Below are 12683 nucleotides of genomic sequence, written 5' to 3' on the forward strand. Positions count from 1 at the left end.
TTGGAGAGACTGCCGCTTTGCTGGCTCTGACATCATGGCTTTTGATTCCGGCATTTTTTGCTGCCGGGCTGATTGTTTATGGTTATTGGAGAGGCAGAGACTTTTGGTGGATCCTGCTGCCTCTCCTTTTCTTGTATCTGGGAGCAGCCTGGGCACTCACGGATCAACGAAGCTGGGAAAGACGGGACGAAGCGGTCGAAGCACTTGCGGAGACTTATGTGGAAGCCAGAGGGAAGATCACTTCTATAGAGGAGGCAGACGGTACCCTTAAAATTCTGCTGAAAGATAACCAGGTCTGTCAAGGCGGTGTAAAAAACCGGGACAAAACAAACTTCTTTATAGTCCCCGGTCTGATGGTGACATTCAAGGATTTTGAAAAGAAAGAAAAAGAAGGAAGTATGGCAGGCTTAAAAGAGCTTGGTATCGGCCAGACCGTCTTGATACGGGGAGAAGGCAGCGCTTTTTCAAAAGCCAGGAATCCGGGAGAATTTGATTCCAGGGAATTTTATAAAGCTATGGATCTGGATTTTAAGCTTTACGGTGAGGAACTGCTTGTCTTAGACCGCCGCAAGGATCCGGTCCTTGAAGGAATCCGGCAGGTAAAGCTATGGATCATCGGAATCTTTTACAGACTTACCGGAGAAAAGGATGCGGGTATTTTTGTGGCGGCGGTGATTGGAGATAAAGAGGGAATCCCAAAAGAAATCAATGATCTTTACCAGAAAAACGGGATCGCTCATCTTTTGGCCATCAGTGGGATGCATATGTCAGTCATCGGGCTGTTTTTCTACCGGATTCTTCGAAAGACGGGCCTTGGTTATGGAATGGCGGGAGCGGTCAGTGCCATACTGGTGATTCTGTACGGAATATTGACCGGCAATTCCCCGTCTGTAGCCAGAGCAGTGATTATGATGGTCCTATCATTTCTGGCTTCTTATCTTGGCAGGACCTATGATCTTTTATCTTCTGCCTCTCTGGCTCTGATCCTGCTGACACTGAAATCTCCCCTGATCCTGATGCAAGGCGGAGTGCAGTTGTCTTTTGGAGCCGTCTTTGCAATCGGAGGTATGATGCCTGTCATGGCAGAATGGGCAGGGAAAGAACACCCAGTTGCCCGGGCGGTATCAACTGCAATCGCAATTCAGGTAGTTACCTTACCTGTGGTGTTATACCATTTTTATCAGCTTCCCCTTTATGGGATATTTTTAAACTTTATTGCGATCCCTCTTATGGACGCAGTTGTTTATTCCGGACTTGCCGTAATTCTCCTTGGAAGCCTTTGTCCCTTGTTGGGAATTGGGGCAGCAGGGATCGGTCATTACATTCTTAATTTCTATGAATTTTCTTGTAAAAATATTGCGAAACTCCCTTATAATAATTTAACCTTTGGGCGGCCTGATACGGAACGCCTTGTGGCTTACGGATTTTTTGTAACGGCTTTGTTTTTTCTGCTGAAAGTTACAGGACCTGCCTGCAGGAACGATGAGGACGGGAAAAAATCTTTTTCCTGCGTCAGGCGCCTTCTGCTCCTTTTTGTACTGTATGGATTTTGCATTCTGTTCTTTAAACCTGCACCGGTAAAGGGACTGGAGGCCACGTTCCTTGATGTAGGACAGGGAGACGGGATTCTTTTGCGGACCGGAAAGTCTGCAGTGCTTGTAGATGGAGGCAGCTCTTCTAAAAAATCTCTGGGGGAATATACGCTGGAACCATGTCTGAAATCTCTGGGCGTTTCCGTGATCACCTATGCATTTGTCAGCCATGGGGATTTGGATCATTTCAGCGGTGTTCAATTTTTGCTGGAAAGCAGTGATGACATCAGAATTGAAACTATCATGCTTCCCTGTCAGGGAAAGGAGGATGAAAATATAAAGGAGCTGGCAAGGCTTGCCAGAATGCGGGGGACCAAAGTGATATATCTGGCAGGCGGCGATGAAGTTTCAGTGGAAGGATTAAAGATTACCTGCCTCTATCCCGGTTTTTCAGATGTTCCGGAAGATGTGAATGAACAGTCTGAGGTTCTGAAGATGGACTATGAAAACTGTCACATGCTGTTTACCGGAGATATGGGAGAGAAAGAGGAGCACAGGCTTTTGGAGCGGTTTGGTAAGGAGAAGCTTTCTGAAATCAATGTTCTGAAAACCGCTCATCATGGATCAAGGTATTCTTCCGGTGAAGATTTTCTTGAAGCGCTTTCTCCCCGCTGGGCAGTTATTTCTTATGGAGAAAATAATTCTTACGGACATCCTCACAAAGAAGTGGTGGAACGGTTGGAGAACCTGGGCGTGGAAGTATTTAAAACGGCAGAGTGCGGAGCCATCCGCTTATGGACCGATGGGTTTAAAATCCATTTTTCCAGTTACGTTGACGGAGACGGATTCTATGGGTATAATTAAAGAAGGAAAAAGAGAGGAAAGGCATCATGCAGACGTTGACTCAGGATATGAAAGAACACAGCTTTAAGCCGGTGTATCTTATATACGGAGACGAAGTATTTTTAAAGAACAGCTATAAAAATAAAATGAAGGCTGCCATAACCGATGGAGATACCGTCAATTTCAATCAGTTTGAAGGGAAAGGAATCGATATAAAGGAACTGATCAGCCTGTCAGATACCATGCCCTTTTTTGCGGAAAAGCGGCTGATTCTTATTGAAGACAGCGGATTTTTCAAGAGTCCGGCAGAGGAACTGGCAGCTTATTTGTCCCAGATTCCGGATACTACCTGTATGATATTCGTGGAATCCGAAGTGGATAAGCGAAGCAGGATGTTTAAAAAGGTGAAAGAGGTCGGTTATGTCTGTGAGATGGGGCGCCAGGACCTGGGGCAGCTTGCAAAATGGGCAGGCACCCTGTTGTCCAGAGAAGGAAAAAAGATCACGGGAAATACCATGGAGCTTTTTTTGAGCAAGACCGGGGATGATATGGAAAACATACGAATGGAACTGGAAAAGCTGGTCAGCTATACGCTCGGCAGAGATATAATCACCGCTGAAGATGTGGAGGCGATCTGTACCGAACGGGTCACCAATAAGATTTTTGAAATGGTAACTGCCATTGTCAACCGGCAGACGAGAAAGGCTATGGATTTATACGAGGATCTTTTGACGTTAAAAGAACCTCCTATGAGAATCCTGTTCCTGATTGCCAGGCAGTTTAACCAGCTGCTGCAGGTGAAGGAATTGATGGGAAAAGGCATGGATAAAAGCGGGATTGCATCAAAGCTTAAGATTCCGCCGTTTGCTGCCGGAAAAATCATGCCTCAGGCAAGATCCTTTTCTAAGGAAGCCATCCTTTCCTATGTGAATCTGTGTGTGGATGCAGAAGAAGCGGTAAAGACCGGAAAGCTATTAGACCGGCTGGCAGTGGAGCTTTTGCTGACACACAAGTATTAAAGAATCAGAGAATATAGTAAAACCCAAAAGTATCATGCAGACCTGCCATATGCATGATACTTTTGGGTTTTTTCCGGTGTATCTTAAAGGAAGCTGCTTGTTAGTTCTCATCTTTGCAGCAACACGGATCTTTATCAAAACAACTGGAGCAGAGAGCCTCCTGGGCAGAAATGGTTCCCAGAGTGTCACCCAGTTGGGAAAAGATACAGCTGAGCAGTGCGATTTCCTCATCGGTCCTGTCTTTTGCAATACAGCAGGCCAGAGAGGAAACGAACATGACAAGATCACAGGATTGCATAAAGACATCACCTCTGAATAGTATATGTAAGAGAACCGTAACAAGACAGAGAAATTTTAATCTAACAGCTTATAAATATTAAATGGTTCAAAAAGAATGAGATAATTGTCTTTTTGAAAGCCCTTTCCATATTTCGCATGGTAGCAGGAGATAGCCTCCTGCAAAAATTCTTCCGTTACATCTAAATATTCTGCAGTCTCATAACCGTTCCGGCAGCCGGCTTCCTTGGCTGCAACCAGCTTTTCCAGGGTAATCATCTTATTATAGGCCCAGAGCCTTGCTGTACGCTCCTGTTTCCGGTTGCTGACATCAGACTGGTCTAAAATATCGCCGGTGGTGGTGTGGTAGTGGCCCAGTTCTTCTGCCAGCACACAGGCCTTCTGGCAGTCCGGCATATTTTGGCGGATCAGGATATTAGTACCCCGGATCCGTCCGTCGTTGGCGATCAGCGGTTTTTCTTTTATGGTAATTCCAATGGATTCCGCTTCTTCTAATAATGCTTCATAATTCAATCAAATCACCTCAGCGAGTTAATTTTATTCATCAAAAAATGCATCATCGTGCCGTTTCATATCCTCAGTCACTTCTATATCCGTTCTCTCATGAGCTGCCACAGGAGCAAGGTAGGATTTATCCTGTCTATCCACAATCCTTGCATTGCCCTGATCCTTGATATACTCAGGGATATGTGTCATTTCTTTTACACGCTTTAATGCTTCTTTCTGACCTTTTTCATTCAGTTGGTGGAAATTCTCAAGCATCTCTCCGGCATCCATGCCGAAGCAGCTGCTGACATAATCAAATGCAGAAGCAGTGTCATTCTCCCATCCCATTAAAAATGCAGGGGTGGTTTTCAGTGCTTTTGCAATCGCCGCAATCTTTGACTGAGGAAGTCCTCTGCCATCCACCTCGATCTTATTAATGGATGAACGGGATTTATAGCCAGCCTTTAATGCCAGCTCTTCCTGGGAAATACCAAGTTCTTCCCGCCTCTTTTTAATGATATGACCTATCTCCATAGGATCACCTCCATATCGGTATTATACCACGCTGTAGAAAACTTTTCAACAAAATTCCGAAAATGTGTTGACAAAAATGATACAGAGGAGTATAGTAGCAAATGTAGACGAAATGACTACAAGAAGGAGGGCGGATATGACAGATACGGTTCGTCTGAATGAGGAGATCAAGCGGTCCGGATTGAAAAAGGGCTGGATAGCAGCGGAACTAGGCTTATCCAACTATGGATTTCTCAGGAAAATCAATAATGAGAGCCAATTTAAGGCTGGAGAAATCAAAGGCTTGTGTCAGTTGCTGAAGATTACGTCTTTGAAAAAGAGAGACGAAATTTTTTTTACTGACAATGTAGACAAAAAGACTACATAGTGAATTGGAGGATGGAGAGGAGGTGCTGGAATGGCAGATAAGAAAAAGACGAAGGAGGGAATGCATGTATAACGAAATTCTGGATGGGATTGTAAAGAAGCTGCAGATCCATTTTCCGGAAATAGTAACCTTTGTAAATCCCCTTGGCGAGGGAGTTAGTAAACCTTGTTTTCAAGTTGGGATCACAAATTCTGAAGAACAGCCGGTCAATGGCAGCCGGTATTTCCGCAGCATTGGAGTTTCTGTTAAATATTATCCGAAAGAATCGGAGAATGCTTCCAGAGAAATAAATCAGGTACTGGATATTCTGATGAACGAGTTTGAATATGTCATTGCAGAAGACGGTTCCTCTTTTAAAGGCAGCAGCAGAAATGGAACGATTGAGGGAGGAATCTTAGATTTTCAGGTGGATTATCAGATTTATATTTTAAAATCCCATACGGCGGAACCGTCAATGGAACACATGAAACTAATGTAAGAGAGGTGCAGTTTTGGCAAAGAATGATGAAAAGTTAAAAAAGCAGGCAGACAGTGAACGTTTTACAAAGAAACAGCTTGTATGTTCAGAACGGTATTGCAATCAAAGTGATTTATTGTGTGCCCTGCTTGAAGATGGAACGCGATACACGCGGTCCGAGGCAGATGAAATTATGAATCGATTTATGAAAGGAAAGGTGAAAGTATGTTAGGTGGAGGAAATTTTACAGTTCAAAATAAGGTGTTTCCAGGTGCGTATATTAACTTTGTAAACAGTGTTTCTGCAAATGCGTCTTTAGGAACCCGTGGTGTGGCAGCAATCCCCATGGTCCTGTCCTGGGGACCGGAAAAAGAGGTATTTGAGGTCACTTCAGAAGAATTTCAGAAAAATGCAAAAGAAATTTTTGGCTATTCTGCAGATGAGGACCCGATGCTTCCAATCAGAGAATTGTTTAAAAATATGACAAAAGGGATTTTTTACCGCTTAAATGATGGGATAAAAAGTTCCAATGATTACGCTGTGGCAAAGTATTCCGGCGAACGGGGAAACAGTCTGATGACAATCATTACAAAAAATGTTGATGATGAAAATAAATTTGATGTAAAAACTCTGTTTGCAGGCAGAGAGGTGGACGCTCAGACAGTAGCAGCGGCTTTGGAATTAAAGGACAATCAATATGTTACCTTTAAAAAAGAGGCATCTCTTGCTGAAGCAGCCGGACTTCCATTTACGGGCGGTACCAATGGAAGCAGTGTAACCGGTGAGGATTATACCGTATTTTTAAATAAGATAGAAAGCACTTCATTTCAAACTCTTTGCTGCCCTTCTGCAGATGATAAGGTGAAAGCTTTGTTTGTTGCTTTTACAAAACGGATGAGAGACGAAGCAGGTGTCAAATTTCAGACGGTCATGCATCAATATGAGAAAGCCGACCATGAAGGAATTATTTCCGTTGAAAATGAAACAGAGGAGTCTCCGGTAGGACTTGTTTATTGGGTAACAGGAGCAGAGGCTGCCTGTGAGATCAATAAGACCAACGAAAACAGAATCTATGACGGAGAGTACACGGTTAAGACTTCCTATACACAGACTCAGCTTGCAAACGGCATGAAAGCAGGAAAGTTCCTTTTTCATAAGGTCTTAGATGGGATCCGGGTGCTAACAGACATCAATACACTGGTCACTTATACCAGTGAAAAAGGAGAGGATTTCTCCAACAATCAGACCATTCGGGTTCTGGATCAGATTGGGAATGATATCGCTTCTTTATTTAATACACGTTATCTTGGAAAGATTTCCAATGATGCCGCAGGCAGGGTAAGTCTCTGGAATGAGATCGTTACATATGGAAAGCAGCTGGCAGTTTTACGGGCCATTGAGGCTCTGGATTCGGAAGCAATCACCGTAGAAAAAGGGGAAGGAAAGAGATCCGTTGTGGTCAATTTCCCGGTCCAGCCAGTTAATTGTATGAGCATTTTATACATGACAGTTGTTGTATCATAAAAAGGAGGTAATGAATAATGAGTAATATTACAATGAACGCGTGGGATGCAATCAGCGCAACAAAAGCAGAGTGTTATATCACCATTGAAAATGAACGTTACAATTTTATGCAGGCATTAAAACTGGAAGCAAAAATTGAGAAGGTGAAGTCCGAAATTCCGATTTTAGGAAGGGCAATGAAAGGCAACAAGACGGTTGGAATGAAGGGAACCGGTTCTGCAACCTTCCATTACAACACCAGTATTTTCCGGGATATTTTGTATAAGTATCAGCAGTCTGGAAAAGACATCTATTTTGATATTCAGGTTACAAATGAAGACCCTACTTCAAGTGTGGGCCGCCAGACCATTATTTTAAAGGACTGTAACTTAAATGGCGGGATTATAACAAAATTTGACGCGACCGGTGAATACCTTGAGGACGAATTTGAGTTTACATTTGAAAGCTGGGAAATGCCGGAGCGGTTCGGAACAGTTGCAGGAATGCAGTAAAGAAAAAAGGAGAATAAGATTATGGGAGATTTAAGTTGTTTTTTAAGCCAGAATGCTGTGAAAGCGGATCGTGAGAAGTTTGTAGCATCCAGACGGTTTGTAGGAGCCGATAAAAAACCGGTGGAATGGGAGATCAAAGCCATCACTTCCAAGGAAGATGAAGATTTAAGAAGAGAATGTACAAAAAGAGTGCCTGTGACAGGCAAAAAGGGTCAGTACACACAGGAGACAGATTTTAATTTATATCTTGGAAAACTGGCTGCAGAGTGTACGGTTTATCCCAATTTAAATGATAAAGGTCTGCAGGATTCCTACCATGTAATGGGTGCGGATGCGCTGTTAAAAGCCATGCTGACAGCCGGAGAATACGCCGGTTACCTGGAGCGCATTCAGCAGGTGAATGGTTTTGACACTACCCTGGAAGAACAGGTGGAAGAGGCAAAAAACTAATTGAGGGAGGCGATATGGAGGCAAATATTGCCTACTATTGCCTCCATAAGCTCCACAAATGGCCTCATGAGTTTTTAAGTCTTGACCGGTATGAGCGGGCTTTTGTTATGGCAGCCGTGCAGTTGAAGCTGGAAAATGATAAAAAAGAGGCTGCCAAGGCAAAGGCAGGGAGATATCGGTAAAGGGGAAGGGTGCCTGTGAGAGCCCTTCCGAATATGGGCGGAAAGGAGGAAATTTAATTGGCTTCAGTGGAATATTCGCTTCAGATCTATGATGGAGCAAGCAAGGTGTTAAGTATCATTGATAATTCGATTCAAAGCGCCACAAGATCGTTGGAAAATTTTCAGAGAAATGCTTCAAGATCGTTGGCCTTTCCATCATTTGCATCAATAGAAAAAAGTCTTGATATTATAGATGGAGAATATAGAGAAGTAACAGAAAGTATATCTGAGGCAGATAAAAAGCAGAAAAATCTGAATAAATCTACAGAGCGACAAGAGGATAGGATCAAAAAGGTCAATAAAGCATGGAAAACAGTTATGAGCAGTATGGATAAAATTGGACTTGCTAATAGTCCGATGGATATAATCGCACAGGCAAATAATGTAAAAATGGCCGGCAATTCCATTCAAGCTCAAACCGGGTTGAAGGGTGAAAACCTTAATACGGCTAAGCAAAGTGCTCAAAATTTATATAAAGACAATATGAGCAAAAGTCCCCAGGAAGCGGCTCAGAGCCTGTCCTCCGTTTATCAAATGACAGGAAAAACAGGAGAAGGCTTAGAACAGGTAACCCGTGCAGGACTGCTTTTGCAGGATACCTTTGGATACGGTCTGACAGACAGTATAAAATCTGCCGGCATGCTCCAGCAGCAGTTTGGCTTAGAAGGGGCAGAATCCTTTGATTTGATCATTCAGGCGACACAGGCTGGCTTAAATAAAAATGGTGATCTTCTGCAAACGATTAACGAGAGCAGCGAGAAGTTTCAGAATCTGGGTCTTGGTGGTCAGGAAATGTTTAATATGCTGATTCATGGAGCACAAAATGGCAATGTTTCAGTTGGCATGCTGGGAAATGCGGTGAGTGAGTTTTCAGCAAAAGCTGTCAGCGGAGGACAGGAGGCTTCAGAAGGATTTTCTGCGCTGGGACTTGATGCTGGAAAAATGACAGAAGCTTTTGGAAGCGGTGGGGAGACAGCAAGGCAAGCTTTTTTAGAGACGGTAAACGCGCTTAATAATATGGATGATTCAGTAAGCAGGAATATTGCCGGAACAAAATTATTTGGAGACTCTTGGGGAGAATTGGGGCAACAGGGCTTAGCTGCTTTATCCAATTTAGACGGATCAGTCCAAATCACTTCTCAAAATTTAAATGAACTAAATCAGCTTAAGTTCAGTGATGCGACCAGTGCGCTTACAAGTCTTGTAAATACCATTAATATGGGTTTGGCAGGTCCTATGACCGGAGTGGTTGATGTTATAACCAGTACGCTCAATGACTTTACAACAGGACTGCAAGGAAATGTAGAAAATATCAACGGAATTTTTGGCATGTTGGGCTACGGTATTGGACTTGTAGGAGGATTTGTTTCAGATAATTGGTCGATTATTGGGCCGGTTATATATGGAATTATTGCGGCTTTAAATGCAAAAAAAGCTTGTGAATTAGCAGGAGCAGCAGCAACTTTAATTTTAGAAACTGCACAGAATGCATTGAATACAGCGTTTTGGGTATCTCCGATCGGTCTTATAATTATAGCTATAATTGCTTTAATTGCAGTATTTTATGCAGCAGTGGCAATCGTTAATAAATTTGCCGGGACTTCATACAGCGCGACTGGATTAATATGCGCTGCTTTCTCTATCGTAGCAGCATTTATTCAAAACAGTATTATGCAAATGTGTGAATTAGTATTTGCTGTGATTGAATTTATAGTAAACAAAGGGGTTGCTTTTGCAAATTTCTTTGCAAATCTATTTAATGATCCGGTTGGTTCAATTATTCATCTTTTCTTCGATATGGCAGATTCGGTTCTTAGTGTAATTCAGAAAATAGCAAAAGGCTTAGATTTGGTTTTCGGGAAAGATATGGAAGCTTCGGTAAAAGTCTGGAGAGAAGATTTATCTTCATTGGGAGATAAATTTGCAAAGGATCATGGAAACGGAAAGTATGAAGAAAAATTTAAACCTTTGGATATGGAGGAATTAGCAGAGCAATTTGGATTCCCCAAGGAACGCAAAAGCTATACAGAATCTGGTAAAAATGCTTATGATAAGGGAGCCAATAGCAATCTGCTTGGTGGTGGTTTTGGTGATATGAAAGGAATTCTGGGAGATAAAAATAATCTGTTTGATCCTTCTTCATTTGGTGGGGATTCAAACAATGGAAATCAGCCGGACCTTTCTTCAATTGAGAGCAATTTCAACCGGAACAATCAAGATAATTCACCCGGGGCATCAGGAATCTCAGACAGCATAAGTAAAAACACCGGTGATACCGCCATGAACACTGCGGCTATGGCAGATACCATGGATGTGATGGATGAAGATTTAAAATATATGCGGGAAGCAGCGGAGCAGGAGATAATCAACCGGTTTACGCTTGCTGAATTGAAGCTGGATGTAAATAACAACAACACCATTAAAAATGTAGCAGATGTAGATAATGTTCTGCGTATGCTCAGTGATACAACAGCGGAAGTACTTTGTTCCTTTGCGGAAGGGGTGAATGGATAATGGCTTATGAAATTTATATTGATGATATGCTGCTTCCTTTGCCGCCTGAAAAAATTCCAATCAAGTACAGCAGCCAGAATAAGACGGTAAACTTAATAAATGGAGAAGAAATTAACCTTCTAAAACCTGCAGGTCTTGCAGAAATCAGCATTGATATAATAATTCCACAGATGGATTACCCTTGTGCGGTGTGGGATGGAAGCTTTGATGATGCAGAAGCATTTATAGAAAGGCTTGCGGAATTAAAAAAAGGGAAAACCCCATTTGAATTGATTGTGGTTCGTGAAGGAGCAGGCGGAGGCAGTTTTTTTGACACCAGTTTGGATGTTACTTTGGAAGAATACAAAGTATCTGATGATGTGTCCGAAGGACTTGATGTTCTTATATCGCTTACGTTGAAAGAATACAGGCATTATGGAACTCACATCATGAATTTTATTCTTTTGGATAAGGAAAATGCAGAAGCAGCAAAATCCGGGGAAGACCGGCAGGGGGAACCGCCTCAGGCCAAAACCTATACGGTAATAAAAGGAGACTGTCTTTGGTCAATTTCCAAAAAGCAGCTTGGCAATGGCAGCCGGTGGCAGGAAATCTACAATTTAAACCGGGATAAGGTAAAAAATCCCAATCTTATTTACCCAGGTCAGATTCTTACGATGCCATAGAAAGGAAGGGAGCAATGGAAGCGCATTTATATATCCAAAATGGAAAAACAGTTTATGAGCCTGTGGTCCAGGGGAGTATCACCTGGGAGATACAGCTAAGCGGACAGCCGGGGAAATGTACGTTTACTTTGATCCCGGATGGCATCCTGAACATTGAGGAGGGCAATGCCCTCCGGCTGGATGTAGATGGGACCGTGGTTTTTTTCGGATTTATATTTGAAAGAAGCTGGAACAGCAGCGGTCAGGTGAAAATTACCGCTTACGACCAGCTCCGGTATCTGAAAAATAAAGACAGCTATAATTATACGGATTTAACGACTGGTGATTTGATTAAAATGATTGCAGGGGATTATAACTTAAATGTTGGAAAATTAGTGGATACCGGAGAAAAGCTAAGCAGAAATGAAAAAGATAAAACACTGTTTGATATTATTATGAACAATTTAAACCTTGCCATGATCTATCAGAAAAAGCTGTTTGTATTTTACGATGATGCTGGAAAACTGACTTTGAATGATATGGAGAATATGAAGCTGGATGTTGTCATTGATGATAGAACAGCCCAGGATTATGACTACAAGGTCAGCATAGACAGTAATACATATAATCAGATCAAGCTCTATCATGATAACAATACGACGAAGAAAAGAGAAATTTATATGGTGAAAAGTTTAGAAAATATCAATAAGTGGGGGGTTCTCCAAAAAGATGAAACCATTGACGAAGGGGTTGACGGACAGGTAATTGCGGAAAAGAAATTAACCAAGCACAACCAGCCTTCCAGAACTCTGACCATAAAAGATGCATTTGGGGATATCAGAGTGCGGGCAGGCTGTCTGATTCCGGTGGTGATGGATATCAAAGATATGGTTCTTAAGAATTATCTATTAGTTGAATCCGTAACCCACAAAATTGACACTGGAATCCATACTATGGATTTAACCTTGAGAGGAGCAAATATTAATGGCTGATGTGGAATGGGTTGAAAATATAAAAAGGATTGTCATTCAGGCAATGGAAGCAGGAGATCCGTGCGATGTTATACCAGGGACAATAATAAATGAAAATCCTATGGAGATTCAGATAAGCCAGAAAACCACTTTATTCCATTCCCAGATCATTATCCCTGAACAATTGAAAGACCATGAACGCATCCTCAGCATTCCAGGAACAGGGGAAGTAGCAGTTACTGTAAAAGGTGTATTAAAAACAGGAAAAAAGGTGCTTCTTCTTCAAAAAAGGGGCGGTCAGCAGTATGTGGTCATAGGCGTATGGTAAGAAAG

At 42.4% G+C, this 12683-nt stretch carries 16 protein-coding genes; 13 read left to right on the forward strand and 3 right to left on the reverse strand.

Features of this window, described 5'->3' with window-relative positions:
• Nucleotides 1–17: 17 nt before the first annotated feature.
• Both ACLTWA_RS08455 and holA read left to right on the forward strand, forming a co-directional pair.
• Nucleotides 18–2396: a DNA internalization-related competence protein ComEC/Rec2 gene (locus ACLTWA_RS08455; RefSeq protein ID WP_412327263.1), complete on the forward strand. Its 2379-nt coding sequence runs from the start codon at nt 18–20 to the stop codon at nt 2394–2396.
• A gap of 26 nt (nt 2397–2422) precedes the next feature.
• On the forward strand, nt 2423–3394 hold the full coding sequence (gene holA, locus ACLTWA_RS08460; RefSeq protein ID WP_412327264.1) for a DNA polymerase III subunit delta: 972 nt from the start codon (nt 2423–2425) through the stop codon (nt 3392–3394).
• Between the two features lie 100 nt (nt 3395–3494).
• Here holA and ACLTWA_RS08465 read toward each other — a convergent pair whose 3' ends face one another.
• From ACLTWA_RS08465 to ACLTWA_RS08475, 3 genes are read right to left on the reverse strand one after another with little or no spacing between them, the layout of a single operon-like run.
• Nucleotides 3495–3692, reverse strand: a complete 198-nt coding sequence (locus ACLTWA_RS08465) for a DUF6774 domain-containing protein (protein WP_412327265.1) — start codon at nt 3690–3692, stop codon at nt 3495–3497.
• A 56-nt stretch (nt 3693–3748) separates the two neighbouring features.
• Nucleotides 3749–4204, reverse strand: coding sequence for an ImmA/IrrE family metallo-endopeptidase (locus ACLTWA_RS08470; protein ID WP_412327266.1), 456 nt, complete (start codon nt 4202–4204; stop codon nt 3749–3751).
• A 24-nt stretch (nt 4205–4228) separates the two neighbouring features.
• Nucleotides 4229–4711: a helix-turn-helix domain-containing protein gene (locus tag ACLTWA_RS08475; protein ID WP_412327267.1), complete on the reverse strand. Its 483-nt coding sequence runs from the start codon at nt 4709–4711 to the stop codon at nt 4229–4231.
• 136 nt (nt 4712–4847) lie between these two features.
• On the opposite strand from ACLTWA_RS08475, the gene ACLTWA_RS08480 reads away from it, so the two are divergent.
• The 11 genes from ACLTWA_RS08480 (at nt 4848) to ACLTWA_RS08530 (ending at nt 12678) form a co-directional block, all read left to right on the forward strand.
• Nucleotides 4848–5078, forward strand: coding sequence for a toxin-antitoxin system, antitoxin component, Xre family protein (locus ACLTWA_RS08480; RefSeq protein WP_412327268.1), 231 nt, complete (start codon nt 4848–4850; stop codon nt 5076–5078).
• A 64-nt stretch (nt 5079–5142) separates the two neighbouring features.
• Nucleotides 5143–5556, forward strand: a complete 414-nt coding sequence (locus tag ACLTWA_RS08485) for a DUF6838 family protein (protein WP_412327269.1) — start codon at nt 5143–5145, stop codon at nt 5554–5556.
• A 13-nt stretch (nt 5557–5569) separates the two neighbouring features.
• Nucleotides 5570–5767 carry a hypothetical protein gene (locus tag ACLTWA_RS08490; protein ID WP_412327270.1) on the forward strand — a complete coding sequence of 66 codons (198 nt, stop codon included), beginning with the start codon at nt 5570–5572 and terminating at the stop codon, nt 5765–5767.
• On the forward strand, nt 5761–7059 hold the full coding sequence (locus ACLTWA_RS08495; protein ID WP_412327271.1) for a phage tail sheath family protein: 1299 nt from the start codon (nt 5761–5763) through the stop codon (nt 7057–7059). The genes ACLTWA_RS08490 and ACLTWA_RS08495 overlap by 7 nt, the downstream gene beginning before the upstream one ends.
• Nucleotides 7060–7076: 17 nt before the next feature.
• Nucleotides 7077–7550: a phage tail tube protein gene (locus tag ACLTWA_RS08500; protein ID WP_412327272.1), complete on the forward strand. Its 474-nt coding sequence runs from the start codon at nt 7077–7079 to the stop codon at nt 7548–7550.
• Nucleotides 7551–7571: 21 nt separating this feature from the next.
• Nucleotides 7572–8000: a phage tail assembly chaperone gene (locus tag ACLTWA_RS08505; RefSeq protein ID WP_412327273.1), complete on the forward strand. Its 429-nt coding sequence runs from the start codon at nt 7572–7574 to the stop codon at nt 7998–8000.
• A gap of 14 nt (nt 8001–8014) precedes the next feature.
• A complete protein-coding gene (locus tag ACLTWA_RS08510) occupies nt 8015–8182 on the forward strand; it encodes a hypothetical protein (protein ID WP_412327274.1) in 168 nt (55 codons plus the stop codon).
• A gap of 66 nt (nt 8183–8248) precedes the next feature.
• The gene (locus ACLTWA_RS08515) at nt 8249–10735 is read left to right on the forward strand and encodes a phage tail tape measure protein (RefSeq protein ID WP_412328105.1); all 2487 of its coding nucleotides are present in this window, start codon (nt 8249–8251) and stop codon (nt 10733–10735) included.
• Nucleotides 10735–11400: a LysM peptidoglycan-binding domain-containing protein gene (locus ACLTWA_RS08520; RefSeq protein WP_412327275.1), complete on the forward strand. Its 666-nt coding sequence runs from the start codon at nt 10735–10737 to the stop codon at nt 11398–11400. The genes ACLTWA_RS08515 and ACLTWA_RS08520 overlap by 1 nt, the downstream gene beginning before the upstream one ends.
• A 14-nt stretch (nt 11401–11414) precedes the next feature.
• Complete coding sequence (locus ACLTWA_RS08525) at nt 11415–12371, forward strand: hydrolase (protein ID WP_412327276.1); 957 nt, start codon at nt 11415–11417, stop codon at nt 12369–12371.
• Nucleotides 12364–12678, forward strand: coding sequence for a DUF2577 domain-containing protein (locus ACLTWA_RS08530; RefSeq protein WP_412327277.1), 315 nt, complete (start codon nt 12364–12366; stop codon nt 12676–12678). Before ACLTWA_RS08525 ends, ACLTWA_RS08530 begins: the two co-directional genes overlap by 8 nt.
• Nucleotides 12679–12683 lie beyond the last annotated feature (5 nt).

It is taken from the genome of Lacrimispora sp., from assembly GCF_046972725.1.
Classification (GTDB): domain Bacteria; phylum Bacillota; class Clostridia; order Lachnospirales; family Lachnospiraceae; genus Lacrimispora.